This window comes from Mycobacterium sp. UNC410CL29Cvi84, assembly GCF_000686745.1.
GTDB classification, from domain to species: Bacteria; Actinomycetota; Actinomycetes; order Mycobacteriales; family Mycobacteriaceae; genus Mycobacterium; species Mycobacterium mucogenicum_B.
This window is the reverse complement of the sequence record NZ_JMLM01000009.1, coordinates 58,496-80,833: the sequence shown is the minus strand read 5'-3', so window position 1 is coordinate 80,833 and position 22,338 is coordinate 58,496. Positions and strand designations below refer to the sequence as shown.

Genomic DNA, 22,338 nt, shown 5'->3' with positions numbered 1-22,338 from the left:
AGCGGAATCGTCAGCCGACGGACTCTTCGCGGCGCACCGCATCGTGCACCGGCAGATCCAGGTCGAACCGGATACCGAGCAGCCTGGCGGTGCCGTTGATGGCGCCGATCATGATGGTGGTCATGTGCGCGACGAACTGGTCGCGGGGCAGCCGGCGCGGAGTGTCGTCGCTGCCGCCGAGCCACCAGTCGGTCGCCGACGCGGCAGCGCCGAACAGCGTGAACGCCGCCAGCTCGAAGATGGCCGAATCCAGGTCCATGTCCTTGAGTTCGCCGCTGATCATGGCGGCGATCGCCAGGGTGATGTCGCGGCCGCGGTTGACGGTCGTCATCGCGGCGGCGGACTGGTCGGCGAACCTGCCCTGCAGCAGGAAGCGCACCACGTTGGGGTGCTGGTCCACCAGGTCGACGTAGTGTTCGACGGCACGACCGATGATCTGCCCGGTCGAATCGTGCTCGATGTCGCTGGACGGAATGACGGCCGCCCACAACATGTCGCGCATCCGCTCGCCGATCTGCGAGAACATGTCGGATTTGTCGGCGAAGTGCCGGTAGATCTTGGGCTTCGCGGTGCCGGCCTCTTCGGCGATTTCCCGCACGCTGACATTCGGGCCGAGCCGGTCGATCGCGCGGAACGCGGCGTCGACGATCTCCTCGCGGACCTTGAGCCGGTGTTCGCGCCAGCGCTCGCTGCGGGCGTCCACTTTCTCGGGCGCACCCTTGGGCGGAGTGACCTTCACCTGCACGGTGACCGACGGAACGTTCACGCCCGGCACACCAGGAACTTTCACCCCGGCCTGGATGCCGGTGCGTGGAAGAGATGGCCTGCGCACCCCGCCACTGTACCGGGCGGGCCAAATCTGACCTGCTCAGACCGCCCGGCGCGGCGCATGTCACACCTGCCGATGCCTCGTCGCACCCAGCGGATGGACAGCCTGCGCGCGTAGCATCGGCGTCAGGCCTCGCCCGAAAGTACCGGCCTGACAAGGAATTGATTGCATGGTGCAGCGGTACGACGTCATCGTCGCCGGCGGAGGTCCCGCCGGATCGGCGGCTGCGTGGCGTGCCGCGCAGACCGGCGCGAGCGTGCTCGTCATCGACAAGGCCACCTTCCCGCGCGACAAGCCGTGCGGCGACGGCCTGACCGCCCGCGGGGTCAGCTACCTGCAGAAGATGGGCCTGGCAGATCAGGTCGCCGAGTTCCACCGGATCAATCGGGTCACGGTGTTCAGCCCGCACGAGTGGGAGCTGTCGTTCCCGCGCCGCCCCGGCATGCCCGACCACGGCTGCACTGTCAGCCGAACCCACCTGGATGCGCTGTTGCTCGGCCATGCCGCGGCCGCGGGCGCGGAGGTACGGCAGGGTAGCGAGGTGGCGGGCGTCGAGCGCAGCGACGACGGCCGTGTCACCGGTGTGGTCCTCAAGGATGGCGAGACGGTGCACGCGGACGCCGTGATCGCGGCCGACGGCGCCTACTCCCCGATCAAACGGGCACTGCAGGTCGAGTCGGACTTCCATGGCTATTCGGCCATCGCGATTCGCGCCGAGATGCCGGCCGACCGGCCGGACTCCGACGCTCTGGAGATCTATCTCAAGCTGCTGTTCGACGGTGACCAACTGCCCGGCTACGGCTGGGTGTTCCCCATGGGCAACGGCTCCTTCAACATCGGGCTGGGCTACGTCAACAGCTATCGGAACTGGCAAGCCATCAACGCAACCCGGTTCCTCGGCGACTTCCTGAACACGCTGCCGCGCGACTGGGCGCTGCCGTCGATCGACGAATTGAAGAAGAACCGGAGCGTCCGGGCCTGGCGCCTGCCCATGGGGTTCACCGCATGGCCGCCGTGGCGGCCCGGCGTCCTGTTCGCCGGTGATGCGCTGGGCGCCGGCAAGCCGGCCTCCGGGGCGGGCATCTCGAAAGCACTCGAATCCGGTTTGGCCGCAGGCGAATGCGCCGTCGCGGCACTCGCGAACGGCGGTCCCGACGACTTCACCAACTACCAGCAGCGGATCGAGGCCGCGTGGGGCCGCGAGTACCGGCGTGGCCGGTTGTTTCACAAGCTGGCCGGCATCCCATGGGTGGCCGATGCCGGCCGCCGCGCGGTCGACAGCCGCGTCTTCCGCGATGTGCTGCTGAAGTCGCTGTACAAGAAGGCCGAGGGGCCGGCACACACCTGACTACGCTGCCGGCCGGGCGCCATTTCCTGATGGCGCGTGATCGGCCTTCGTGCCGGCGGGCGCGTCGGATTTGGTTGTGCTCCTGGCAGTTTCGCTTCGCCGGTCGCCGGCCTTGACGGACGGTGCGGTCGCGTCGGTACCGGTATCTGTGTGACCGGCGTCCGCGGACTGCGGTCGCCGATCGCGGGTCTGCCGCACCGGCGCGACGGCGTCTGGTGTCGGCCGCACCGAACGTACGCGCTTGGTCGGTTTCCCCTTCGAGGCGGCCGGTGACGACGGGGCCGCCACATCACCGGAGGCCGCGGTCGAGTCCGGGTCCCCCGACGTCGCCTGCGCGGTCCGCAGTGCCGTTGCCGCGAGGCGGCTTCCGGTTGTCGGCACTGCCTGGGATGTCGTCGTCGCGGCGACAGACGCGAGTGCGGTACTTGGCGGCGTAGCCGACGTCGGCTTCTGGCCGCCGACCACCTGCAACAGCTTGGCCACCGGACGAGTGATATTCGTCAGCGCCGCAGTCACATTCACCACCGTCTGCCGGATCGCTCTGGCCAGCGGTGAATTGTCGACTGTCGTCGCGGGATGGTTGGTGGTGGGTGTCACCGGTTCGGTGGCATCCACCGTCGGTTGCGGCAAGGTCGGCGTGTACTTGCCGGTCCGGAGAATCTCCACTGACTGCGCCAGCGCTCCCGGCAGCTCTTTGAGCGCGGCCTTGATCTTGGCCTGTGGCGTGGTCCAGCTGAATTGCTTGACCTGGCTGGGATCGGCCGTGCGCTCATAAGCGCTTTCGATGATGACGCGCAGAACCGGGTCCATGGCGTCGACAAGGCGCTGCGCCCCGATCAGGGACGCGGCAAGGCGCAGCGGCGCCAGCAGCGGCAGGCGCTGCGGGAAGGTCACGTACGTGGTGTTGCCCACGGTGGTGCTGACCGTGTTGGAACTGGCCTTGGGCTCCAGCGCATATCCCGGCAGGACATGCTCGAACACGATGCCCATGACGGCGTTGACGACGGCCAGCGGGTTGAAATACGCCGGGAAATCAGCGAATCCGTCGTACTGGTTCTGGTAGACCGTGGTCTGGAATGGACTGTCGGACGGCCCCGGTCGCCCGAACGGAAACAGGTCACCGAGAATCGGCATGCGATTCCACGCGGTGAAGCGGGACAGGATTCCGCCGTTCGGCTGGTACGGATCGCCGATGAGGGTGAACGTGTAGTCGCCCGCATGAGCCACGTAGGCCGGGTCCTTGGCCATGTCGGCGCGCGCGATCTCGGCAACCTCCGCGCCCTGGGACATGCCGAGAATGGTGATCTTCTCGCCAGGTGCCTGTTTGGCGATGTCCTGCTCGAGATATCCGGCGCCGATGCGCTCGGACTGCTTCAAGGAATGCGGCCAGTACGGAATGCCCGACAAACCCGGCAGCGCGGAGATGATCGGCCACTCGACGTTGATCTGCCCCGGGTAGGGCACGACGTGGAACGAATCTCCTTGCGGGACAGCGGTTCCGTAGAAGAACATCGGGATGCTCAGCCCGAGCGGGTCGAAGGACCCACCGATGCCGATCGTGGTGTCGACGAGCCGTACGGCGACCTGCGACACGATCGGAGCACCCGGTGCCGCCACACCGGCCACTGCCGCCGCCGCGATGCCGACCGCGACACCCCTCGCCAAGACCGTGGTCGTCCACCGCGACGATTGCCATTGTTGTGTTGAGTTGACCCCCATAGCCGCAGGACGCTATAGCAATCCCGCATTCGAAAACAAGAGTTCTTTTTAAAAACAAGAAGTCTTGTTCAAAAGCGTCCGCAATCGGCGATCAGCAGGTATGAAGGACCCGCGATCACCGCACCGAGGCGGCGATACCGGCCCGCACCACTGCCATGAAGCTGGTCAGATTGCCGATCAGGGTGTCGATGCTCGGGCGTGATTCGGGGTCGGCTTCGTGGTCGTGCAGCCAGTCGGCAACGGCCTCGAACAGACCACCGACCGTCAAGACCGCCAGCGCATGCAAGTCGAGCGCGGCATTGTCCGCGATCTCCGGGAACTCGCGACGCCGCCACAATTCTTCGACAAACGTTGCGGTCCAACGCCGATTCTCGCGACGCTGACGCTCGACCCGCGGCGAGATGCCCGCGCATTCCCCGAACGCCACCACCGCAATCCGGGGGTCATCGACCAGAGCGTGGGCGAACGCCGACAGCAGCAGGCGGACGGTCTCGTCGTCGTCATCCGGTGCGCTGCCGAGGATCTCGACAACATGGCGTTCGATGCGCTCGGCGATCTGCCGGAGCAACTCGATGTAGCAGTCTTCTTTGCTGTCGAACGTCTCGTAGAACGCCTTGTTCCCCACGAACGCGTTCTGGCAGATCTGCTCGATCGAAGTGTTCGCATAGCCGTCGCGGGCGAACAGCTCGAACGCCGATGCCAGCAGTTGTTCACGGCGGTGGATTCGGCGCTGCTCGGCGTCGAGACCGCGTATCGTGCGCGGACTTCCTGATGTCGCGGATCGTGGCGCGGTGGTTTTGCCTGTGCCCGCCGACGGTCTGCTCATGGCCTGGGAGTGTAGTAGCGCCGGGCAAACGCGACGGGCTACAACGGCGTCAGCGCCGACCGCGCTTGGCCTGGCCCGGCTTTCGCGCGACCTTGCCGGCCGCGGCCCGGGCCGCCTGCTTGGCGAGGGTCTTCTCCCGTGCGCTGCGTTTCGGCGCCGGCTCGGCCTGCCCCCGAGACGAACTCGCCTTCCGGCCCCGCACGATGCCGATGAACTCCTCGACCAGCTCCGACTGCTCCCCTTCCGGAAAAGCGAGTGCGACGGAGCAAGTGGGTGCGTCAGTGATGGGCCGGTACGTGAGGTCCTTGCGGTGATACAGCCGCGCGAGCGACTGCGGGACGATGAGCGCACCCATCCCCGCGGCCACGAGTTCGATTGCGTCCTCGGTGGTTTCGGGCCGGTGGTCGACGGGCGCGCCCGGAGCATCGGCCCACGCGACCACATGGTCGAGCGGTACGAGGATCGGTTCGCCGTCGAGGTCGGCGGCGGCGATCTCGTCGACGGCGGTGAGCAGATGATCGGTCGGCACCACGGCCACCGTCGTCTCCTCGTACAGCGAGATGACGGCCAGGCCACTCGTGTCGGCCGGCAGCCGGAGCAGCGCCACGTCGACGGTGCCGGCCCGGAGTGCGTCGGCCGCACCGGCCGCGGTGACCGGATGCAGAATCAGCGCCGCCTCGGGATGGCGCTCGGCCCAGATCCGCGCCCACTTCGCAGGCGTCGCGCCGGGGACGTACCCGAGGGTCAATGAGGCCGACAAGGAGGACGGTGACACGGCGATCACGCTACCCAAACGCGCGTCGGGCGGTTCGTGGTCAGCGCCGATAATTGAGGCATGACCGGGCCAGGCGTCTTCACATTCCATCTCGTCGAGATGCCTGTCACGGCGACGGTGCCGCTGCTGCGGCGACCACCTCAGCCCGACCGGGTGACGGGGCTGCGCTACGCGGAATGCCTGTCGCTGATGCGTCTCGGCGCACCGACGGTCTCCCCCGACCGGCTGCAGTTGCGGCGGCTCGCGATGTTCGCCCGGTGGGACGACGAGTCCGCGATCGACGCCTTCCTGGCCGATCCGGGCGCACGCTTCGCTGCCGGCTGGCACGTCCGGATGACGTTTCTGCGGCGCTGGTCCACGCTCGCGGCACTCCCGGATCTACCGCAGGAGGCCGATGCCTCCGACGCTGACGAGCCCGCCGTCGCCGTCACGTTGGCCCGCATGCGACTGCCCGAGGTGCCGCGCTTCCTCTCGTGGGGCAAGCCGGTCGAGCGGTTGGTCCGCGACCATCCGGACGCCACCCTGGCGCTGGCGGCAGTGCGACCGCCCCGCTCGATCTCCACCTTTTCGATCTGGAACTCGGTGCGGGCGATGACGGACATGGTGCACGGCCGGGGTGGAGCAGATGAGCTCGCTGAACCGGCGCGACATGCTGAGGCGATGGCCGAGCGCCGCCGCCGCGACTTCCACCACGAGTTCGCGACCTACCGGTTCCGGCCGCTGTCCGAACACGGCTACTGGGACGGTCGTACCGGTTACGTCCCGCGGCGTTCCAGCTTGTAGTGCAGGCGGACGGCCGGCAGGTTCCACATTCGCAGCACATGGTCGGTACGGAGCACCTGCTCGCGGTCGACGTAGAGGTCGAACGTCTCGTGCACGGGCACCCGCCGCGCGAAATGGCGACCGCGATCACGGACCAGGACGTACGCCCCGTCGGTGCCCCACGGGCCGGACGGGGAGGACAACCGCAGACCACCGTCCGGCAGGTGCTGCGGCCGCAGGAAGACCTGGACGTTGCCCTCCTCCAACGGGAACGTCACGTGCACGCTCGCCCGATCGGCGCCGGGAAGCGTTCTGCGCGAATAACATCCGCTGAACACGGTGTCGCCGTTTCCACGCAGGGTCCGAATCCAGCCGGCCGCGACCTGCGCGCCGGTGCCGTCGGTGATCACCGACACCCGGCCGTCGATGCCCCGTGCGACGTCGAGGGGACGCATCGGCAGCGCCAGTTGTTGCACGCGCTTGCCGAACACACGCGAGATCAGTTCACCGCCGGGCCAGAACAACGGTGACCAGCTGCTCCACACCTCCATGCGCCAGCGCGCGGTGTGGGTGTAGAAGTCGTGGATCATCGGGTGGACGGCCGCGGCGTCGAACCCGGGCCCGGACAGTCCGTCGAGATCCGGCTGCAGCCCGGCGTCCGGATCCTCGTCCCGCAGCGCGCCACCGCGCCGGGCCGCTTCGTCCAGCAGCCAGTTGTTCCCGCCGTCCCGCGACCCGAGTGGCGCCTGCAGCCAGGCCTCGCCGTCATCGAGATCGACGCCTCTGCCGGTTGCCCGCCAGAACTTGCGGGTCGCGAGATCCAGCCGCGAAAACTCCACATCGCGGATCGTACGGGGTCACCGCCCCGGCCTACCGATAGGCTGATGCCCATGAGCAGGCCCAACGCGCAGTCCATGAAACCCGCCACCGCGGCGAAGAAGCTGGACGTGTACTTGCCCGCGACGCCTGCGGAGTTCCAGGAGAACGCCATCACCCGCGCCGAGCTCGCCGCCCTGCAGGCCGACCCGCCACAGTGGCTCAAGGACCTCCGCAAGAACGGGCCGCACCCCAAGAACCTGGTGGCGGCCAAGCTGGGCATCTCGATCGCCGGCCTCACGCGCGGTGGCGTCGAGAAGGCGCTGACCACCGAGCAGATCGACGCCCTCCTCGAAGAGAAGCCGGACTGGCTGGTCATCGAACGCGAGAGCTACCAGAACGTGCTGCGCGAGCAGCGACGCATCAAGTCGCTGCACGCCGATCAAGATCGCGAAGCGTGACGGACCGGTAGCCACCGGCCCGTCACCGCGGGCACTCACCAGAGGTCGAAACCGACATTGGTGCTGGGATAGTGGCTGCTGAAGTTGTGATTGATCCAGTAGTTCTTGGCGAGAAAACCGGTGACGCCGGTGTTCGCGACATTCGTGTTGGTCTTCGAGTTGTTGACCTCGTAGGTGGCGGTCGGGCCGCCGACGCCCACCCGGTAGGCGACGTGCATGTCGAGTGAGTCACCTTGTGGCGCAACGGCCGTCACCGTTTCGGTGGCGCCGGGGGCCAGTATCCGCTGGGGGCCGTCGACCCATGTGCCGTTGGGGCTCGTCCCGTCATCGAGCAGGAACTGAACCTTGTCGGTGTGGTTGGTGATCGTCATCGCGATGGTCGGCTCGCCGGGATGAGTGACCGGCATGGTGCCCGCGTTGGCGACAGCGGTGAAGGACAGCGCGGCGGCAATCCCCGTTCCTGCCGCGGCGATACGGTCCGTCGTGATGTTCATGGGCCTCCTGCACGTGAATGTTGTTTTCCGAGACGGGGTTTGGGACGTCTCTCTGACACCGCCAACTATTCCGCGAATGACGTCTTCCCGGATTCCCCCGAACAGCGGATTCGCCGGTGGAACCGCACTCCACCGATCGGCGGACATACCGACTCCGCCGAACGGCCGCCACGGCGATCTGCTTGGCTAGACCCGATGGCTGACACACCGAACCCGCCGCTGGGCATCGCCACGTTCAACGTCAACGGGATCCGGGCGGCACGCCGCCGCGGCTTCGACGCCTGGCTCGCCGAGCGGGGACTCGACGTGGTGGCCCTGCAAGAGCTGCGCTGCCCACCCGCGGAGGTCGGCGCGTTCGACGGCTATCACGCGGCGATCGACAGTGGCTCCATCCCGGGCCGCAACGGCGTCGCGATCCTGACGCGGGAGGCACCTTCCGACGTGCGGACCTGGGTCTCGCATCCGCCGCGCAGCCGGGGACTTGGGGCGCAAGCGCTCGAGGGCCGGTATCTCGAGGTCGACCTCGCGGACGCTCCCCTCACGGTGGCGTGCCTCTACCTGCCGAAGGGCGGCCTGCCCGCGCACCTGCAGCGGCCCGGCAACATCCGCGACATTCCGGACGGCGGCGCCAAGTACGAACGGAAGATGCGTTTTCTCGGGGCGTTCTCGCGCGAACTGAGCCGCAACCGCCGGGCGGCGCTCGCGGCGGGCCGCGAGTTCCTGCTGCTCGGCGACCTGAACGTGGCCCACCTGCCACACGATGTGACCAATTGGCGGGCCGCGCAGAAGATGGAGGGTTTCCTTCCCGAGGAACGCGCCTGGCTGGACGCACAGATCGGGCCGCGCACACTCGTCGACGTGGTCCGGACGCTGCACGGCGACCGCCCCGGGCCGCTGTCCTGGTGGAGCTGGGCCGGCGAGTCGTTCGTCAAGGACGTGGGTTGGCGCATCGATCACCACCTGGCCACGCCGCGGCTCGCGCGGACCGCCGTGTCGGTGACGGTCGACAAGGAGGCCGCACCCGGCGCGCGGCTGTCCGACCACGCGCCCGTGGTCGTGCAGTACGACTTCCCCTGAACTGGCACGCGATGAGTTGTGCGCGGGCCGGCTGTCTACCTCTGTGACGGCACCCGCTTCGGGGCGCCGCGGACCACAGGAGCAGCCGATGCACGCCATGATCTTCGTCCACCTGCCCGTCGCCGACGTCGCGCGCTCGCGGAAGTTCTTCTCCGGCCTCGGCTATTCGTTCAACGAGACCTTCAGCAGCGACAGTTGCGTGACGGTGGTGCTGGGCGAGAACCAATTCGCGATGCTCACGCAGCGCGACGTCTTCGACTCCCTGCACCCCGCCGAAACCGCCGACGCGTCGAAGACGAAAGAGTGCGTCATCTGTCTGGGCGTCGACAGCCGCGAGTGTGTGGACAAGCTCGTGGACGGTGCTCTCGGCGCGGGCGCGACGGCGGGCGACACCGATGACGAGGACTTGATGTACGGCCGCAGCTACCACGACCTCGACGGCCACTCCTGGCAGATCTTCGCGATGACGCCAGTCGCCACCTAGTCCGAGAACCGCCCTCGGCGAGTGCCGCGCGTCGCTACGATTCCCCACCATGCAGTCGGCCCGTGCACACGACGACGACCTGACGGACAGCCCGATCGATCCGTCCTGGGTTGTCGACGGCCACCCGCGGGCACGGTCGCGGCGCTGGCACACCAGCAGCGACTCGGCAGTCGAGTTCTACATCTGGGACTGTTCGGCGGGCACGTTCGACTGGACGTTCTACTCCGAGGAGGCGGTGCACATCGTCGCCGGCGAGGTCCGGATCGGCGATCCGCAGACCGGAATCTGGCTCAGGCCCGGCGATTCCGCGGTGTTCGCCGCGGGCACCACCCACCGGTGGCACGTCCCGGACTACGTCCGGAAGCACGCCACTCTGCGTACCCCGCTCCCGACGGCGCTCATCCGGGTCGGCCGCTTCGCGACGCGGGTGGGCCGTCGCCTCGCCACCGCCATCGGGCACGCGACGCACTAGTCACCGTCGGCGCGGGGCAGCGCACCACTGCACGAAACGCGCAAAAGCCCGACTAATACGTACAAGCTCGCGCTGTGATGCCGGTTACAGCGACGCTTCTGAGATTGCTCCAGTCACACCCTCAGGAGATAGCTGATGTTGGTTGCCCTCGGCCTGACCATGGTCGCCGCCTTCATGGTCGTCATCATGACCAAACGCGCCACGCCCATCGTGGCTCTGATCGCCGTCCCCGTGATCTTCGGGCTGCTGGCCGGGGCCGGCAGCGGAATCGGGAAGATGATCACCGACGGCATCAAGGACCTGGCGCCCACCGCCGCGATGCTGTTCTTCGCGATCGTGTTCTTTGGGATCATGATCGATGTCGGGCTGTTCGACCCGGTCGTCCGCACCGTGATCCGCGTGGTGGACCACGATCCGGCGCGACTGGTGGTCGGCACTGCGGTGCTCGCGGCGGTTGTCTCGCTCGACGGGGATGGTTCGACGACGTTCATCGTCACGGTCTCCGCGCTGCTGCCCCTCTACCTGAAGCTGGGCGTGAGCCCGGTGGTGCTCACCGTGGTCGCCGGGTTGGCGAACGGCACGATGAACATCCTGCCGTGGGGCGGCCCGACGGCCCGCGCGGCGGCCGCGCTGAAGATCTCTCCGTCCGAGGTGTTCGTCCCGATGATCCCGTCGCTGATCGCCGGGATGTTCATCGTGCTGGCCTTCGCGTGGCACCTGGGAGTGCTGGAGCGCAAAAGGATCGGCTCGATCGTCGTCCGCGAGCGGGTCCTTGCGGGTGTCGGTGCCGGCCCGGAACCGGCGGGCTTGAGCGGCGGCGACGCATTCGAGGGCGCCGCCGACGACTCGGGCGCGATCTCCGGCGCGTTCGCCCGACCAAAGCTGTTGTGGTTCAACGCATTGGTGACCGTCACGCTGCTCGCGGTGCTCACCATGGACATCTTGCCGATCCCAGTGCTCTTCATGATCGCCGCGGCGGTGGCCCTCATCGTCAACTTCCCGCAGGTCGCCGAGCAGCAGGCCGCGATCACCCGGCATTCGTCGTCGATCGTGTCGGTGGTGGGCATGGTGCTCGCCGCTGCCGTACTGACCGGAGTGTTCAAGGGCACCGGCATGGTGGAGGCGGTGGCCACCTGGGTCACCGGCATCATCCCTGACTCAATGGGTCCGCACCTCGGCGTGATCACCGGTGTGCTGTCCATCCCGTTCACGTTCCTGATGTCCAACGACGCCTTCTACTTCGGCGTCCTGCCGGTGCTCTCGGAGACCGCGAGCCATTACGGGATCAGCGCGGCCGAGATGGCGCGGGCGTCGATCACCGGACAGCCGTTCCACATGCAGAGCCCGCTGGTCCCGGCAATCCTGCTCCTGGTCGCGCTGGCCGGTGTGGGCCTCGCCGATCATCACAAGAAGGTGTTGTGGCGCGCCGCGGTGGTCTCGCTGACGATGCTGGTGGTGGGCGTCGCCCTCGGCCAGATACCGCTCTGACGGGCCGATCCGCGGCCGATCCGTCGTCGACGCGGTTAGCCTCGACCCTCATGCCGAGGATCCGATTACGCACGCAGATCCTGCTCCTGCAGATGGTGATCGTGACCGCCAGCCTGGCCGCCGGTTTCGGCATCATCATCCACCGCACCGACACGCAGACGCGAACCGAATTCGCCCGCCGCGCGCAGGCCATCACGGAGACGGTAGCCGTGGATCAGGAGGTCCAGGCCGGTGCGGCCGCGCAGTCCGCGGCGCGCCGGGCCGGGCACCCGGCCTCCGCCGCCGAGCTGGCCGCCGCCCCGCTGCAGCGGCAGGCCGCGGCGATCACCGCCCGCACCGGGGTGTTGTTCGTGGTGATCGCCGACAACGCCGGCTACCGCCTCGCACATCCGGACCCGACGCAGCTGGACCGGCCCCTGAGCACCGATCCGTCCGCCGTACTCGGTGGCGAGTCCGAACTGACCGTGCAGCAGGGCACTCTCGGCGATTCGGTGCGCGCGAAGGCGCCGATCCGCGGTCCCGACGGCACGGTCGTCGGCCTGGTGAGTGTCGGCGTGCCGATGGACACCGTCAACCAGGCCACCCATCGCACCCTGATGCTGCTGATTTCTTTGGTGGCGATTGCGCTGACCGTGGGGGCGATCGGCTCGGCGCTGTTGACCCGGCGGTGGCGCCGCCTCACCTTGAGCCTGGAGCCCGAGGAGATGGCCGAGCTGATCCGCGAGCAGGACGCGGTGCTGCATTCGGGCGCCGAGGGGGTCGTCGCGATCGACGCGGACGGCATCGCCCGGGTGATCAACGAGCGGGCGCGGGAGTTGCTCGGCATCACGGCCGAACCAGGGACGCCGCTCAGCGAGCTGGGCCTGACGCCCCGCGTGTCGGCGGTCGCGGCAGAGCCGACGACGGTGCCGGTGGCCGCGGCCGTCAACGAACGCGTGGTGCTGGTGTCGTCCCGGCGGGTGCACCGCCACGGCACCGATCTGGGTACGGTGCTCACCGCAGTGGACCGCACCGACATCGAGGCGCTCACGCGGGAACTGGACTCGGTGCAGGCGATGAGCTCTGCATTGCGGGCGCAGCGCCACGAGTCGGCGAACCGCCTGCACGTGGTGGCAGGCCTGCTCCGCGACGACCGGACCGCCGAGGCGCTGAGGTACCTGGACGAGATCACCGGCCGAGCCGGCGTCGCCCCGGTGCCGGGTCTGGAACGCCTGGACGAGCCGCATCTGCGGGCATTCGTCGGCGCGAAGGCCGCCCGCGCGCACGAGCGCGGCGTCGTGCTGCGAGTGGGTGAGGAGACGGCACTGGTCGGCACGCTCGCCCACCCGGTGGACACCACCACGGTGGTCGGGAATCTGCTCGACAACGCGATCGACGCGGCAGCCGAGAACGCGGCGCCGGGCGCGCGCGTCCCGGCGGTGGAGTTGGATCTGCTGCGCGACGGGCATGATCTGGTGATCGTGGTGACGGATACCGGGCCCGGGTTCACCGTCGACGACCCCTTCCTCGAAGGAGTTACGACGCGATCCGACCCGACGGTGCCGGGTGGGCGCGGGATGGGTCTGGCCATCGCACGGCAGGTGGCGCGCGGACATGGTGGCGACGTCACCATCGCCGCCCGCGGCGGCACGGACGGCGCGCCGACCACGGTGCTGGCGACGATTCCGGGAGGTGTTGTGGGCGATGACGCGTGAGCTGCGAATCCTGGTGGTGGACGACGACTTTCGGGTGGCCGCATTGCACGCCTCGGTGGTCGATTCGATGGCCGGATTGGTCACGGTCGGCTCGGCGCGAACCATCGCGGAAGCCAGGACGATCGTGGCCGGAGCTGACGCGGCGCAGGCGCCGGTGGATCTCGCGCTGGTCGACGTCTACCTGCCGGACGGCTCCGGCATCGACCTGGTGCGCAGCCTGCGCTGCGACGCCTTCATCCTGGGCGCCGGGGACGATGCGGCCAGCATCCGGGCCGGGCTCGCCGCGGGCGCCCTCCACTATCTGATCAAGCCGTTTCCGAACACCGAGTTGGCGCGGCGCCTGGCCGCATACACGGCGTATCGGCGGATCCTCGATGGCCCGCACCTGACCCAGGAGCAGGTGGACTCGGCGGTCTCGGTGCTGCGGTCCGAGCGCCCGGCCACCAAGAAAGACGACGGAGTCTCGCTGACCGAGCGCCTGATCGTGGATGCGATCCGCGCGTCGGGTGAACCACTGCTGGCCGACGAGATCGCGCAATTGGTGGGCGTCTCCCCCGCGACCGCGCGGCGCTACCTCGCGGATCTGGTGCGGGCCGGCACCCTCACGATGGGCCTGCAGTACGGCTCTACCGGCCGTCCTCGTCAGCGTTATGCATTGGCCACCTAGACGCCGACCGGCACCGACGTGAGCAGTGCCGCCGTGAGGGCGTCCACGTCGATCCGCGTGCTGCTTCCGCCCGCGACGACCGCTTCGCCGCCCACGAGGACGGTGTCGACGATGCGCGGTGTCCCGCACGTCAGCAGCGTCGCACCGGGGTCCGTCACCGGCAGGCACGCGAAGTCCCTATCGAAACGCAGCAGGGTCAGATCAGCGGGACGCCCGACGGTGACCCCGCCCGGCACCTCCGCCACCGGGCCGCCGAGGGCACGCGCGGCACCGTCGCAGGCAATCGAGAGCATGGTCGCGGTGTCGAACAGGTCCGCACGACGGGCGTGCGCGCGTTGGACATACGCGCCCGCGCGCAGCGTCTCGAGCATGTCCTGCCGGTCGTTCGACCCGGCACCGTCGACGCCGATCCCGACGGCGACGCCCTCGGCAAGCAACTCCGTGACCGGCGCGACGCCGGACCCCAGCCGCATGTTGGACACCGGGTTCCACGAGACCGCCGCGCCGCCGGCGGCGAGGATCCGCCGCGCGTACTCGTCGAGCTCCACACCGTGGACCGCGAGGAGTCGCTCGCCGATCAGTCCGCCCTCGGCGAGGTAGTCCACCGCTGACATCCCGGCGTGCTCGCGACACCGCGCGTCGTCGGTGCCGGTCTCCGACAGGTGGATCATCGTGGTCAGCGCGCGGTCAGCGGCGAACGCTGCCGCGGACCGCATGCCCTCGATGGTGAGCGACCGCGGGTTCGGCACGGCCAGGGCGAGCTGCACCCGGTCGCCGGCGGCCGCGGCGAGGCGGTCGACGTCGTTCAGGGCGGAGTCCAGCGGCTGCATCAGCCTGGGATCGAAGCCCCACTTGCGGGTGGGGTCGGCGCGGTCGGCGATCCCCCTTCCGAGTACCGCTCGCACACCGACGTCGGCGAGTCCCGCGAGTACCGCGTCGTGCACCTCGCTGCTGGGATGCGGCCACATGTGCTCCACCAGGGTGGTGGTGCCCGAGAGCAGTCCCTCGAGCGCGGCGGCGACCGTCGCGAGGTAAGCGCGCTCGGGAGTGATTGCGTTCATCGCCTCGCCCACCGCGAGCAACCATTGCAGGAGCGGCTGCCCCTCCCCGACCCCACGACACAGCGACTGTTGCAGGTGGGTATGGGTGTTGACGAATCCGGGGATCAGATGCGCGCCCGCCCCGTCGACGGTGCCGGGCGCCCACGGTGACGGGGCGTGGTCGCGCACCGCGGCGACGGCGCCGTCGGCGATCACGACATCGGCGTGCGCGCGCCACGAACGGCCGGTCCAGACCGTGACGTCGGTGACGAGCCGCACCTGCTGGTCCGTGCGCCGCGGCAGGGTCAACGAGCTCACTTGATGCCGATCGCGCGGTCGCCGAACTGCGGATCGAACAGGGTGGCGGGGTCGACCTTGGGGTCGACCTTGGCGCCCTGGGCGGCGAGGATCGGGGCGAGGTCGGCGACGAAGGCGTGCACCCGCGCGGTGTCGTACGTCGCCACCGAGCCGTTCTCGTTCGCGATGAGGCCCTTGGACTTGAGGACTCCGGCGGCGTACTCGGCCTCGCCGATCGCCAAGGGCGCGTTCGTCGCGTCCTTGGCGACCACGTCCGAGATGAGCTTGGCCGTGGCGCTGGGTGAGGTGACGAAGTCCGCATCCGCCTGCTGGATGATCGGGACCAGCTTCTTCAGGCAGAGCGCCAGCCCGGCGAGCTTGTCGGCACGGACGGAGACGTTCGAGGCGTACGGGTCGTAGCCCAGCTCGGAGAGGAGGCCGTACTGCACCGGCTTGTTCCAGGCCGGTGTGTCGTGCTCGTATACCCACGGTTCCGAGGTGACGTACCCCTGCTGGACAATGGCGGAATCGGCCACGAACCGGGCGGGGCTGCCGTCGTAGCTGGTGTCGAGCTGGGTCTGCTTGACGTACCCCTTGGCGAGCAGCCAGGTGGGAAACATCTGTTCCTTGGATACGACGACGGTGGCGCCCGAGGCCGCCAGCGCCTTGAGGTCCAGGCCCGGATGCTTCGCCGGGTCCCACATGAGGATGGCCGGGTTGTGGGTGATCAGCGGGGCGACGCCGACGACGCGCTGGCCGCCGCTCGCCGCGACCACCTGGTCGCCGTGCACCAGGCCGAGGTCGATGCTGGAGTCGACGTACATCTGCGAGGCGACGGACTGGAAGCCGATCGCCGCACCACCGGACTTCAGCCGCAGCTTGACGCCGGTGTCCTTGCCCTGCGCGACGAGCGTGCCGGTGACCGACTTGCCGGTGACGTCCACCGCGTAGTCGCCACCCAGCATCTGGAACAGGCCGCCCATGTCGGCCTGGGGCCGCCACTGCAGTTGCACGGTCACCGTGGCAGGGCACACGTCGTTCAGACGCTGGGCGGGGGCTGCGGCTTCGAACGAGACAGACGCCGCGGGACCGGTCGACGTGCCGCAGCCGGCGAGGGCCACCGCACCGAGGCCGACCACGGCTGCCGCGGCGGCACAACGTGCGAGCTGGAAGGGCGAGCTGGACATCTGTTCTCCTGCAATGGGATCGGGCTGATGATCGACCCGAAGGAACGCCACGAGCTGGCGGGGACGATTACACACTCACCTACCCGTTAGGCGGTCGCAACTCCCGCCGGTGCATGTAACAAGAACTTCACAGCAGGGATATCCTGCTAATTACATGCAATCCTCAGAATGGCTTCTGACCGCGAGCAGTCACTGCTCACCACGGCGCCCATCCCGGAGGTTCTCGTGCCATCCCCCGCCCACCTGATCGACACCCGGAACGACGTCGACGCTCGCCACCTCAAAGCGGCCGACCAGGTCTCGTTCCACGACGTGTCCATGACCTACGCAACCGGCACCACCGCCTTGTCGTCGGTCACGCTGTCCGTCCGGCGCGGCGAATTCGTCGCCATCGTCGGGCCGTCGGGCTGCGGCAAGTCCACCCTGCTGCGCCTCGCTGCAGGCCTCGAACGCCCATCCGCGGGCCTGGTCGCCACCGGCACCTCGTCGGTGGGGTTCATCTTCCAGGCGGCAACGCTCATGCCGTGGGCGACAGTGCGCAAGAACGCATCTCTGCTCGTGGAACTCGACAGGATGCCCGCCGGAGAGCGCACCACACGGGTCGACGCGGCCCTCGCCGCCGTCGGTCTCGACGAGTTCGCCGAGCAGTTGCCGAAATCACTGTCCGGCGGGATGCAGATGCGCGTCTCCCTGGCCCGCGCGCTCGCTCTCGAGCCCGAGCTCATGCTGCTCGACGAGCCCTTCGGCGCCCTGGATGAGTTGACCCGCCAAGAGATGCAGCTGCAGCTCCTGGACCTGTGCGAAAGGCGCGGGCTCACATCCGTTTTCGTCACCCACTCCGTATCCGAGGCGGTTCTGCTCGCGGACCGGGTGATCGTCATGTCCGCCCGGCCCGGCCGGATCGCCGCCGACGTCACGGTCGACCTGCCGCATCCTCGCGGTCCGCTGCTGCGCTTCGAGCGGCAGTACACCGAGACCGTCGCCCGTATCTCGAAACTGTTGAGGGAGATCGCATGACCGCCGCACTGAACCTGCCACTGACGCGGTCGACGGGCGGATCCCTGCCCGCGCCCACCTCCGTGTGGCCCGCACGAATCGGCCGGGGCTCTGTCGCGGTCGGCGCACTGGCGGCCGGGATCGGCCTCTGGTACGCCGTGACGTACCTGGTCCTCAGCCCGTCCCGGCGATTCCTCCTGCCCGCTCCGCACACGGTCCTCACCGAGTCGCTCCTGGACCCCGTCCACCTCCAGCCGATGCTCACAGCGCTCGGGGTGACGGCGAAGGTCGCAGCGATCGGATTCCTGCTCGCGGCGCTCATCGGCGTCGCGGTCGGCGCCCTGATGAGTCAGGCCTGGTGGCTCGAGCGCGCAATCTTCCCGTATGCCGTTGTGCTGCAGGTCGTTCCGATCCTCGCAATCACCCCGCTGCTCGGTCTGTGGTTCGGCTACAGCACCATGTCCCGGGTCGCGGTGTGCGTCATGATCGCCCTGTTCCCGATCATCACCAACACTCACTTCGGCTTCCGTTCCGTCGACCCCGGCCTGCACGAACTGTTCACCCTCGGAAGGGCTTCGCGCCTCCAGCGGCTCGTCCGGCTGGAGCTGCCCGCGGCGCTGCCGTCGATCCTGACCGGCCTGCGGATCGCCTCCGGCCAGGTGATCATCGGCGCCATCATCGGCGACATGTTCTTCGCGCAGGGCCGGCCCGGCATCGGAACCCTGATGGACAACTTCCGCGCGCAGCTGCGGTCGACCGACCTCATCGCAGCGATCGCCCTCGCCGCCGCCCTCGGCGTGATCGTCTTCGTCGCCTGTTCCGCGGTGTCGCGGCTCGCCGTCGGCCGCTGGCACACCTCCGGCGGTGCTCGATGACCGCCTACCGCAACCACCTTTCCTTTTCGAAACATGTTGGAGCACAAGGATGACCGCCTTCTCCGTCCCGCGTATCGACATCGCGCCCTACCTCGACCCCACGGCGTCCAAGGACACCGACCCCGCCTGCGCCGCCGTAGCCGCACGGATCGACGAAGCCTGCGCCGGCGTCGGCTTCCTTCAGGTGATCGGGCACGGCGTCCCCGCCGACGCGATCAACGGACTCGCCGGTGCTATCGACGAGTTCTTCAGCGCGCCTGCGGAATTCAAGCGCGCTTTGCGCCGACCGGGCGAGAACCGCGGTTACACGCCGCCGAAGTCCGAATCCCTGTCCATGAGCCTGGGCGTCGCCCCCGCCAACGCCATGAATGACTTCTACGAGGCGTTCACGCTGGGCACGGAGGCCGCGGCCCACCCGCACGCGGACCTGCCGGCGGCGGATTACCCGGACAACAGCTGGCCGGACCTTCCGGGATTCCGCGACGCCGTGGCGGCCTACTTTCACGAGGTGACCGTCCTGTCCCGGGCGCTCCTGCGGGCCTGCTCCGACGCCCTGAGTCTCGGCACCGGGTACTTCGACCATCTCGTGGACCACTCCATCGACACGCTCAAGATGAACAACTACGCGCTCGCGCCCGGCGCGATCGAACTGGACGGTCCGCTCACCGGCATGGGTGCCCACACCGACTTCGGCATCCTCACCGTGCTGTGGGCCGATCGGGTCGCCGGGCTGGAGGTACTCGGACCTGACTCCGAGTGGCATCCCGTGCAGCCGGACCCGGGAGCATTTCTGATCAACCTCGGTGACGCGTTCGCGCGGTGGACGAACGACCGCTGGCGCGCAACCCTGCACCGCGTGGATCCGCCCGTCGTGGACGGACGGATCGAGCGGCGCCGCTCCGCGGCGTTCTTCCTCGACGGCAACCACGACGCCGTCATCGAGCCGCTGCCCGGCACGGTCGAGGCCGGCGCGCAGGGATATCCGCCGATCACCGTGGCCTCCCATCTGCAGGAGAAGCTCGCCGGGATGAAGACGGGACGCGCCCCCGCCGGAGCCGATCGCGAAGCCGCGCGCCTGCTGGGCGCCCGGTCCTGACCCCAACGACCTACCACGACCTTCCAAGGAGTCCGACAGATGAACGAGCAGTACGTGATGCAGGAACTGGACCTCGAGAGCCGCATGGGCGGCCTCGGCGTCGAGACCGAGCGCAGGGTCCCCCGCATCGACCTCACCGACCGCGAGGAGCGGCGCGAGGAGATCACCGATCAACTGTGGCGCGCTGCCACAGAGATCGGCTTCTTCCAGCTGGTGGGCCACTCGATCCCACAGCACCTGGTGGATGCCGCGTTCGCCCGTGCCGCAGAGTTCTTTACCCTCCCCGAGGAGACCAAAGCCGCTCTGCCACTGGACAAGCCCAACAACGTGGGCTGGGAGTTCTCCAGTCAGGTGCGGCCGTCGGTGGGCACGCCCGACCAGAAGGAGTCGTTCCAGATCACGCGGCCGCACATGACCGGACTCTGGCCGCAGGAGCAGCAGCTCCCTGGGTTCCGCGACTTCATGCTGGACTTCGAGGCGCGGTGCTGGGAGCTGGCGATGTGGGTGCTGTCCTGCTTCGCCGACCGGCTGGGTTTCGACCGCGACTTCTTCGCGCGCGCGCACGATCCGGAGTCCGACCAGTACCAGTCGACACTGCGACTCATCCATTACTACGCGCTGCCCGAGGAGCTGCGCGGCGCCCCCGGCACCTGGCGTGCGGGTGCGCACACCGACTTCGACTGCCTCACACTGCTTTTCCAGCGCGACGGCCAAGGCGGACTGCAGGTGTGCCCGGGGCGGGAGGCCGACGCGCAGGAGTGGACACCCGTGGTTCCCTCCGACACCGCAATCACCTGCAACATCGGCGACATGCTGATGCGGTGGAGCGACGACCAGCTGCTCTCCACCTTTCACCGGGTGCGGGTGCCCGGCGCCGGCGAGTATGCCGGCCCGCGCTACTCGATCCCGTTCTTCGCTCAGGCCAACCGCGACGTGGTCATCGACCCGCCCGCGGGCACGTACCCGCCGATCACTGCGGCCGAGTACCTTCGTCAGCGGGTCGCTGCGAACTACGCCGGTCCGAGGGCATGAACGCACCGGCCGCTGCCGGCGGCACGAGGAGGTCGGTGCTGATGACCGCAGGGTCGGATTCCCTACTCGGCGAAGCGGTGTACAAGCAGCTGCTGGACCGCATCTTCACCGGGCGGCTGCCGTCCGGCGCTCCGCTGAGCGTCCCGGCACTCGCAGCCGAGCTGCAGGTGAGCCGCAGTCCCGTCCGCGATTCGGTCCAGAGGCTGGTCGCGGACGGGCTCGCGGTTCACACCCCGCACGCGGGCGCCCGGGTCGCGCACGTCGACGCCGCGGAGATCGCCGATGTGTTCGCGGTGCGCGAGCTACTCGACGGATACGCGGCGTCGGCGGCGACATTGCGGGCGACGACGGCAGAGGTCGAGAAACTGGTGCGCCTCGTCGAGGACCAAAAGGAACGGCTCGCCGCTCCCGCGGACGCGCTGAACGAGGCCCGCTGGGACCTCGAATTCCACACCGCGGTGCGCGATCTGGCAGGCAACCGCGCCCTCAGCGAGGCGTTGCACCGGCTCGACGCCAAGGCCCACCTCTACAACAGCGGGCTGTGGTCCGACGACGCGGGACGCCGATTCGCCGTCGCCGAGCACGCCGCCATCGTGCACGCGATCGAGGTCGGTGACGCGGCGGCCGCCGAACGCGCCGCGGCAGCGCACGTCGCCGCGCTCGGAGTCCGGATGCGGCGCATCCAAGGGACGACCGCGGGGACGTACTCGCCATCGGGGTGCTGACCGCTGCCGCATGACGGCCGACCGTTCCTGCGCGGTGGCGTCACACCGTGGTGAGCAGGTGACCGGCTTTCAGGCCCGAACCGGTGAGGACCGCGACGACAGTGTCTGCGGCGGTGACCTCACCGGCTGCCTGTAGTCGGCGCAGCGCCGGCACGATCTGGGCGCTGGTGGGTTCGACGAAGAGCCCGGCCCTGGCGAGCTCCCCCACCGCGGGCAGCAACTCGTCTTCCGGCACCGCCACGGCAGTCCCACGGGTGTCCCGAATCGCCTGCAGCACTTCGCGGTCCCGCACCGGCTTCGCGATGGCCGTCCCCTCGGCGGCCGTCGTCGACCATTGGTGTTCGGTGACCTCATCGCGGCCCTGTTCGATGGCCGTGACGAGCGGGCAGCAGTTCTGCGGCTGGCTGACGAGGATTCGTGGCACATGTTCGATCGCGCCGGCCCGGTGCAGTTCGCCGAATCCGATGGCGCAGCCGAGAACCAGGCTGCCGGCACCCGCGGGAACGAGAACCGCAGTGGGAGCGCGGAATCCGAGGTCTTCCCACATCTCGTAGGCGATCAGTTTGATGCCTTGCAGGAAGTACGGGTGCCAGTTGTGGCTCGCGTAGAACGCTGTTTCGGCTCGGCGAACGGCCTCGTCGGCCACCTCCTGCCTTGTGCCGAAGACCAATTCGATGTGCGCGCCGTGCAACCGGCTCTGGACGATCTTGTTCGGCGAGGTCGCAGCCGGCACGAGGATGTGGGCTTCGATCCCCGCTGCCGCGCAGTACGCCGCGACCGAGGATCCCCCGTTACCGCTGGAATCCTCGAGCGCGCGGTCGATCCCTTGGTGACGTAAGACGGTCGTCATCACCGCGACGCCGCGATCCTTGAAGCTGCCGGTCGGGTTCATCGACTCGACCTTCAGGCCGACGTCGATGCCGTCGAAGGTCCGGTTGATCAACGGTGTCCGCCCCTCGCCCAGCGTCACCGGCTCGATGTGCGCCAAGGGATTTGGCAGCGCCGCGCGGTAGCGCCATTGCGAGTTGACCGCGGTGTCGATCCGCTCGCGACCGATGCCCGGCAGCGGTTCGAAGACCAACGGGCTGCCGTCGTCACCGCGCCAGCGGGGTTGGTCAGCGGGATAACGGCGGCCGCTACGGTCGACGAAACTCGGCCCAGGCGAGTTCACGGGGACC

23 protein-coding genes are annotated in these 22,338 nt (G+C 68.7%); 14 read left to right on the top strand and 9 right to left on the bottom strand.

Going from position 1 to position 22,338, the window contains the following annotated elements; translation table 11 throughout:
- Positions 1-10: 10 nt before the first annotated feature.
- On the bottom strand, positions 11-745 hold the full coding sequence (locus tag BR47_RS0113890; RefSeq protein WP_051634806.1) for a TetR/AcrR family transcriptional regulator: 735 nt from the start codon (positions 743-745) through the stop codon (positions 11-13).
- A gap of 253 nt (positions 746-998) precedes the next feature.
- Between BR47_RS0113890 and BR47_RS0113885 the strand changes: the two genes are divergently transcribed.
- Positions 999-2,177 (top strand): NAD(P)/FAD-dependent oxidoreductase, encoded by a 1,179-nt coding sequence (locus BR47_RS0113885; RefSeq protein ID WP_029119884.1) that lies wholly within the window; start codon positions 999-1,001, stop codon positions 2,175-2,177.
- Here BR47_RS0113885 and BR47_RS30500 read toward each other — a convergent pair whose 3' ends face one another.
- From BR47_RS30500 to BR47_RS0113870, 3 genes are all read right to left on the bottom strand, one after another.
- On the bottom strand, positions 2,178-3,896 hold the full coding sequence (locus tag BR47_RS30500; RefSeq protein WP_036427307.1) for a PE-PPE domain-containing protein: 1,719 nt from the start codon (positions 3,894-3,896) through the stop codon (positions 2,178-2,180). It abuts the gene before it with no gap.
- Between the two features lie 115 nt (positions 3,897-4,011).
- Positions 4,012-4,722: a TetR/AcrR family transcriptional regulator gene (locus BR47_RS0113875; protein WP_020104001.1), complete on the bottom strand. Its 711-nt coding sequence runs from the start codon at positions 4,720-4,722 to the stop codon at positions 4,012-4,014.
- Between the two features lie 49 nt (positions 4,723-4,771).
- Entirely contained in the window at positions 4,772-5,506 is a 735-nt protein-coding gene (locus BR47_RS0113870; protein WP_029119883.1) for a LysR family substrate-binding domain-containing protein, read from the bottom strand.
- Between the two features lie 51 nt (positions 5,507-5,557).
- Here BR47_RS0113870 and BR47_RS0113865 point away from each other — a divergent pair, with 51 nt between their 5' ends.
- The gene (locus tag BR47_RS0113865) at positions 5,558-6,280 is read left to right on the top strand and encodes a hypothetical protein (protein ID WP_029119882.1); all 723 of its coding nucleotides are present in this window, start codon (positions 5,558-5,560) and stop codon (positions 6,278-6,280) included.
- Here BR47_RS0113865 and BR47_RS0113860 read toward each other — a convergent pair.
- Positions 6,253-7,098 (bottom strand): hypothetical protein, encoded by an 846-nt coding sequence (locus BR47_RS0113860; protein ID WP_029119881.1) that lies wholly within the window; start codon positions 7,096-7,098, stop codon positions 6,253-6,255. The two genes, BR47_RS0113865 and BR47_RS0113860, sit on opposite strands and share 28 nt — an antisense overlap.
- A gap of 51 nt (positions 7,099-7,149) precedes the next feature.
- Here BR47_RS0113860 and BR47_RS0113855 point away from each other — a divergent pair, with 51 nt between their 5' ends.
- Positions 7,150-7,536 (top strand): DUF5997 family protein, encoded by a 387-nt coding sequence (locus BR47_RS0113855; RefSeq protein WP_020104005.1) that lies wholly within the window; start codon positions 7,150-7,152, stop codon positions 7,534-7,536.
- A gap of 35 nt (positions 7,537-7,571) precedes the next feature.
- On the opposite strand, the gene BR47_RS0113850 is transcribed toward BR47_RS0113855, so the two are convergent.
- Positions 7,572-8,030: a hypothetical protein gene (locus BR47_RS0113850; RefSeq protein WP_029119880.1), complete on the bottom strand. Its 459-nt coding sequence runs from the start codon at positions 8,028-8,030 to the stop codon at positions 7,572-7,574.
- A 195-nt stretch (positions 8,031-8,225) separates the two neighbouring features.
- On the opposite strand from BR47_RS0113850, the gene BR47_RS0113845 reads away from it, so the two are divergent.
- The 6 genes from BR47_RS0113845 (at position 8,226) to BR47_RS0113820 (ending at position 13,912) form a co-directional block, all read left to right on the top strand.
- The gene (locus tag BR47_RS0113845) at positions 8,226-9,107 is read left to right on the top strand and encodes an exodeoxyribonuclease III (protein WP_029119879.1); all 882 of its coding nucleotides are present in this window, start codon (positions 8,226-8,228) and stop codon (positions 9,105-9,107) included.
- Positions 9,108-9,195: 88 nt separating this feature from the next.
- Positions 9,196-9,591, top strand: a complete 396-nt coding sequence (locus BR47_RS0113840) for a VOC family protein (RefSeq protein WP_029119878.1) — start codon at positions 9,196-9,198, stop codon at positions 9,589-9,591.
- 49 nt (positions 9,592-9,640) lie between these two features.
- Positions 9,641-10,063: a cupin domain-containing protein gene (locus BR47_RS0113835; RefSeq protein WP_029119877.1), complete on the top strand. Its 423-nt coding sequence runs from the start codon at positions 9,641-9,643 to the stop codon at positions 10,061-10,063.
- Positions 10,064-10,198: 135 nt separating this feature from the next.
- Positions 10,199-11,551 carry a CitMHS family transporter gene (locus tag BR47_RS0113830; RefSeq protein ID WP_029119876.1) on the top strand — a complete coding sequence of 451 codons (1,353 nt, stop codon included), beginning with the start codon at positions 10,199-10,201 and terminating at the stop codon, positions 11,549-11,551.
- Positions 11,552-11,601: 50 nt separating this feature from the next.
- Entirely contained in the window at positions 11,602-13,245 is a 1,644-nt protein-coding gene (locus BR47_RS0113825) for a sensor histidine kinase (RefSeq protein ID WP_029119875.1), read from the top strand.
- Positions 13,235-13,912 carry a response regulator gene (locus tag BR47_RS0113820; RefSeq protein ID WP_029119874.1) on the top strand — a complete coding sequence of 226 codons (678 nt, stop codon included), beginning with the start codon at positions 13,235-13,237 and terminating at the stop codon, positions 13,910-13,912. The genes BR47_RS0113825 and BR47_RS0113820 overlap by 11 nt, the downstream gene beginning before the upstream one ends.
- On the opposite strand, the gene BR47_RS30495 is transcribed toward BR47_RS0113820, so the two are convergent.
- Both BR47_RS30495 and BR47_RS0113810 read right to left on the bottom strand, forming a co-directional pair.
- Positions 13,909-15,270 (bottom strand): amidohydrolase family protein, encoded by a 1,362-nt coding sequence (locus BR47_RS30495; RefSeq protein ID WP_231506707.1) that lies wholly within the window; start codon positions 15,268-15,270, stop codon positions 13,909-13,911. The genes BR47_RS0113820 and BR47_RS30495 overlap by 4 nt on opposite strands.
- Positions 15,267-16,436 (bottom strand): hypothetical protein, encoded by a 1,170-nt coding sequence (locus tag BR47_RS0113810; RefSeq protein WP_029119873.1) that lies wholly within the window; start codon positions 16,434-16,436, stop codon positions 15,267-15,269. Before BR47_RS0113810 ends, BR47_RS30495 begins: the two co-directional genes overlap by 4 nt.
- A gap of 168 nt (positions 16,437-16,604) precedes the next feature.
- Here BR47_RS0113810 and BR47_RS0113805 point away from each other — a divergent pair, with 168 nt between their 5' ends.
- The 5 genes from BR47_RS0113805 to BR47_RS30490 are packed head-to-tail and all read left to right on the top strand — an operon-like array spanning position 16,605 to position 21,160.
- A complete protein-coding gene (locus BR47_RS0113805; RefSeq protein WP_081831290.1) occupies positions 16,605-17,453 on the top strand; it encodes an ABC transporter ATP-binding protein in 849 nt (282 codons plus the stop codon).
- Positions 17,450-18,307 (top strand): ABC transporter permease, encoded by an 858-nt coding sequence (locus BR47_RS0113800; protein WP_029119871.1) that lies wholly within the window; start codon positions 17,450-17,452, stop codon positions 18,305-18,307. The genes BR47_RS0113805 and BR47_RS0113800 overlap by 4 nt, the downstream gene beginning before the upstream one ends.
- 49 nt (positions 18,308-18,356) lie before the next feature.
- Positions 18,357-19,403 carry an isopenicillin N synthase family dioxygenase gene (locus BR47_RS0113795; protein ID WP_029119870.1) on the top strand — a complete coding sequence of 349 codons (1,047 nt, stop codon included), beginning with the start codon at positions 18,357-18,359 and terminating at the stop codon, positions 19,401-19,403.
- A gap of 39 nt (positions 19,404-19,442) precedes the next feature.
- The gene (locus BR47_RS0113790) at positions 19,443-20,435 is read left to right on the top strand and encodes an isopenicillin N synthase family dioxygenase (RefSeq protein ID WP_029119869.1); all 993 of its coding nucleotides are present in this window, start codon (positions 19,443-19,445) and stop codon (positions 20,433-20,435) included.
- A 41-nt stretch (positions 20,436-20,476) separates the two neighbouring features.
- A complete protein-coding gene (locus BR47_RS30490) occupies positions 20,477-21,160 on the top strand; it encodes a GntR family transcriptional regulator (protein ID WP_051634803.1) in 684 nt (227 codons plus the stop codon).
- Between the two features lie 40 nt (positions 21,161-21,200).
- Here BR47_RS30490 and BR47_RS30485 read toward each other — a convergent pair whose 3' ends face one another.
- Positions 21,201-22,331 (bottom strand): threonine synthase, encoded by a 1,131-nt coding sequence (locus BR47_RS30485; protein WP_036427303.1) that lies wholly within the window; start codon positions 22,329-22,331, stop codon positions 21,201-21,203.
- Positions 22,332-22,338 lie beyond the last annotated feature (7 nt).